This is a genomic window from Vibrio sp. 10N.222.49.C12 (genome assembly GCF_041475025.1).
Classification (GTDB): domain Bacteria; phylum Pseudomonadota; class Gammaproteobacteria; order Enterobacterales; family Vibrionaceae; genus Vibrio; species Vibrio crassostreae_C.
This window is the reverse complement of the sequence record NZ_JBFRVF010000118.1, coordinates 1-2,378: the sequence shown is the minus strand read 5'-3', so window position 1 is coordinate 2,378 and position 2,378 is coordinate 1. Positions and strand designations below refer to the sequence as shown.

General features: G+C 39.3%; 3 protein-coding genes and 1 pseudogene. 1 reads left to right on the top strand and 3 read right to left on the bottom strand.

The window, feature by feature from the left end; genetic code table 11:
* Positions 1–287: 287 nt before the first annotated feature.
* Positions 288–734 carry a hypothetical protein gene (locus AB4583_RS21140; protein WP_258184055.1) on the top strand — a complete coding sequence of 149 codons (447 nt, stop codon included), beginning with the start codon at positions 288–290 and terminating at the stop codon, positions 732–734.
* 140 nt (positions 735–874) lie between these two features.
* Here the strand turns inward: AB4583_RS21140 and AB4583_RS21135 are convergent, their stop codons facing one another.
* From AB4583_RS21135 to AB4583_RS21125, 3 genes and pseudogenes are all read right to left on the bottom strand, one after another.
* Positions 875–1,165 (bottom strand): type II toxin-antitoxin system RelE/ParE family toxin, encoded by a 291-nt coding sequence (locus tag AB4583_RS21135; RefSeq protein ID WP_005377002.1) that lies wholly within the window; start codon positions 1,163–1,165, stop codon positions 875–877.
* On the bottom strand, positions 1,155–1,403 hold the full coding sequence (locus tag AB4583_RS21130; RefSeq protein ID WP_004730320.1) for a type II toxin-antitoxin system Phd/YefM family antitoxin: 249 nt from the start codon (positions 1,401–1,403) through the stop codon (positions 1,155–1,157). The genes AB4583_RS21135 and AB4583_RS21130 overlap by 11 nt, the downstream gene beginning before the upstream one ends.
* A 787-nt stretch (positions 1,404–2,190) precedes the next feature.
* Positions 2,191–2,378, bottom strand: a pseudogene (locus tag AB4583_RS21125) (hypothetical protein); the annotation flags it as partial.

Sequence of the window (2,378 nt, the reverse complement as noted above, 5' to 3'; positions counted from 1 at the left end):
CCTCCTCCTACTCGATTTTGAGAATACAACTTCCAAGATACAACCTTCATAGCCTGAACTGCGGTTTACTCACATATTGGGGAGTTTTCTGCATTTTGCAGAAACTATATGAAAAATTTATGCTTTTCGTCATGTTTGATACAAAGATAAGTAGGTAAGATAATGTTATTAAATGAGTTATTAGACTAAGTGTAGTGTGTCTTGGAAACTAGACAGAATTGTTTCGGGGACAAAATGCAGAATTATTCTGTCTAATATAGCTGTTATAAATATTAGAGGCATTATCGGTGAATTTTGATTTTTTTCGTAGACTTATGGTTGGCAAACTCGGTGGGAAATTTGATCAATTAAACAAAAAGATTCTTGAGACCTCGAGAACTGAAACTAACGCTAAAAAGCTAGCTATCAGAACACTTAAAGATCTCGAAAAGCGTTTGAATAAGCATTTCTGTACTCGTGGCAAAGTTACTTCGTATGCAAACAATATCCATGATAGTGAGCGAGTTCCCCCAATTCATATAGTTACATCTGTCGACGGCCTTGATGAGTTTGGGCTCCACAAATCAATTGAGTTGGATATTTATTTTAATTTTAGTAGTACAGTTCACTATGAAAGCTTCACGGTTACGTATAAAAACAGTTCAATTTTTCTGACTTTTTCCGGTGTTGAGACGAAAGACATCAATGAGTTTTGTCAGGCTATAGAAGCCGTAGTTGCAGAGAAGTATAAGTAGGTCAAAATATTTATACAAAGCATTTAAGGCGGATTCCCAACGCTCGGTATTTTCGGTTTGCTTCAGATTAAGTGTTTACGGCACAATACTTTAAGTGCAGTGGTCTGCGTTGCTCACCACTTAATGCGGCGATACCGCAATCAATCATCTAACCTTTTCATAGCTTTACGGTAAACATCGCTACGTTCGCGTTTTCCGACTGCTAAGACGGTTACAATGATGACATCGTCTTCAACTTTGTAGACGAGACGGTAGCCCGATTGGCGCAGCTTAATCTTATACATGTTGTCAGCTCCAGAGAGTTTTGAAGCCGGAACATGCGGGTTATCTAAACGCTCGATTAGCTTTTTCTTAAATTGTTGTTGAAGCGTTGAGCCAAGCTTTTTCCACTCTTTGAGTGCACTCTTTTTAAAGTCGAGTTTATAGGTCATCAATATTTACCGAAATACTCTCTTCAGATTCACGCTCTTTCGCAATAGTTAGTAGTTCAAGATCTTCGAGTCTGTCCATCATCATTTCGTACGCTTCGGCTGGTACGCAATAAAATGCTGGCTCATTTCGGTTCAGTACAGCAACAGGTTCACCGTAAGCACTAGTTGCAACTTTCATAGGGTTAGCTTTCAACTCAGTAATGCTTGCAGCAACATCGGCTAAAATTCTAGTGGTCATGTAATAGGTCTCTTAAGTGGTCTTTGTTTTGGTCATTTTAGCCTCAACCAAGAGGTATAACAAGTTGCTTAAGAATAATTCGCAACGCGTGGCATTTTTACTATGCGTTGGTTTATGTGTTTAAGGTATTATGCGGAGGCTAAGGTATTGGTTTGCTCACACCTTAGCAAGGCGTAAAGTGTCGATATCTTGGGATAATAGTTCTAGATACCTAATTCAGAATAGCTGCGTAAACCTTAATTTAGAGGCTCTTGAACCATGGTATTACTTATAGTTTGGTTGGCTATTTGGGTTTCTTCAGTCAAGCCACTTGCTTCTGTCGCCCGACGAACATACCGCATTAGAGTACAAAGTAGTTCGAATGGTTGGAAAAGTATTTTATTTTCTATATTGGCTCACCTTACCTTTGTTCAACTATTTAGCTTTCCTGTAGATAGTTGGTTTTACTGGGTACTTCCAGTACTAAATGTTTTGTTTGTTATGCACATGCTCTTGCTCTTGGATTTGGTTCTAGATCGTTATAGTGTGGTTGATACTTCACGTTTTACCCATCGTTCAATTGCACCTTTTTTGGTGTCATGTAGTGCATTTATTGCAATGCTTTTCTACTCAGCTTATCTCAATGATGCAATACTGAGGGGAGTATGTATTGCTGCTCTCTCAATAGGTTTGACAGGGTTTCTAGTAACTTATAGAAATGTAAATAGGGTCATACAGCTAACAGAGTATCTTAGGTTGATAAGAACCAAGCAAAACACAAAGGGCGCCAATAACGGCGCCCTTTGTGTTAGTTGGACACGCTGTAAGTGTCGTAATTGCGAAGTAAGAAGATTGCGATACAGGCTGCGAGCATTGGCCAAGAGGCGAAGAACAGTAGGTTGTTGAACGGGTCCATGTATTTTCCAAAAGAGGAAAAGGTTGAGCCTGCATGAAGGACTAAAATGGCTCCGTAGGTTGCATATTTCGGAGCATTCC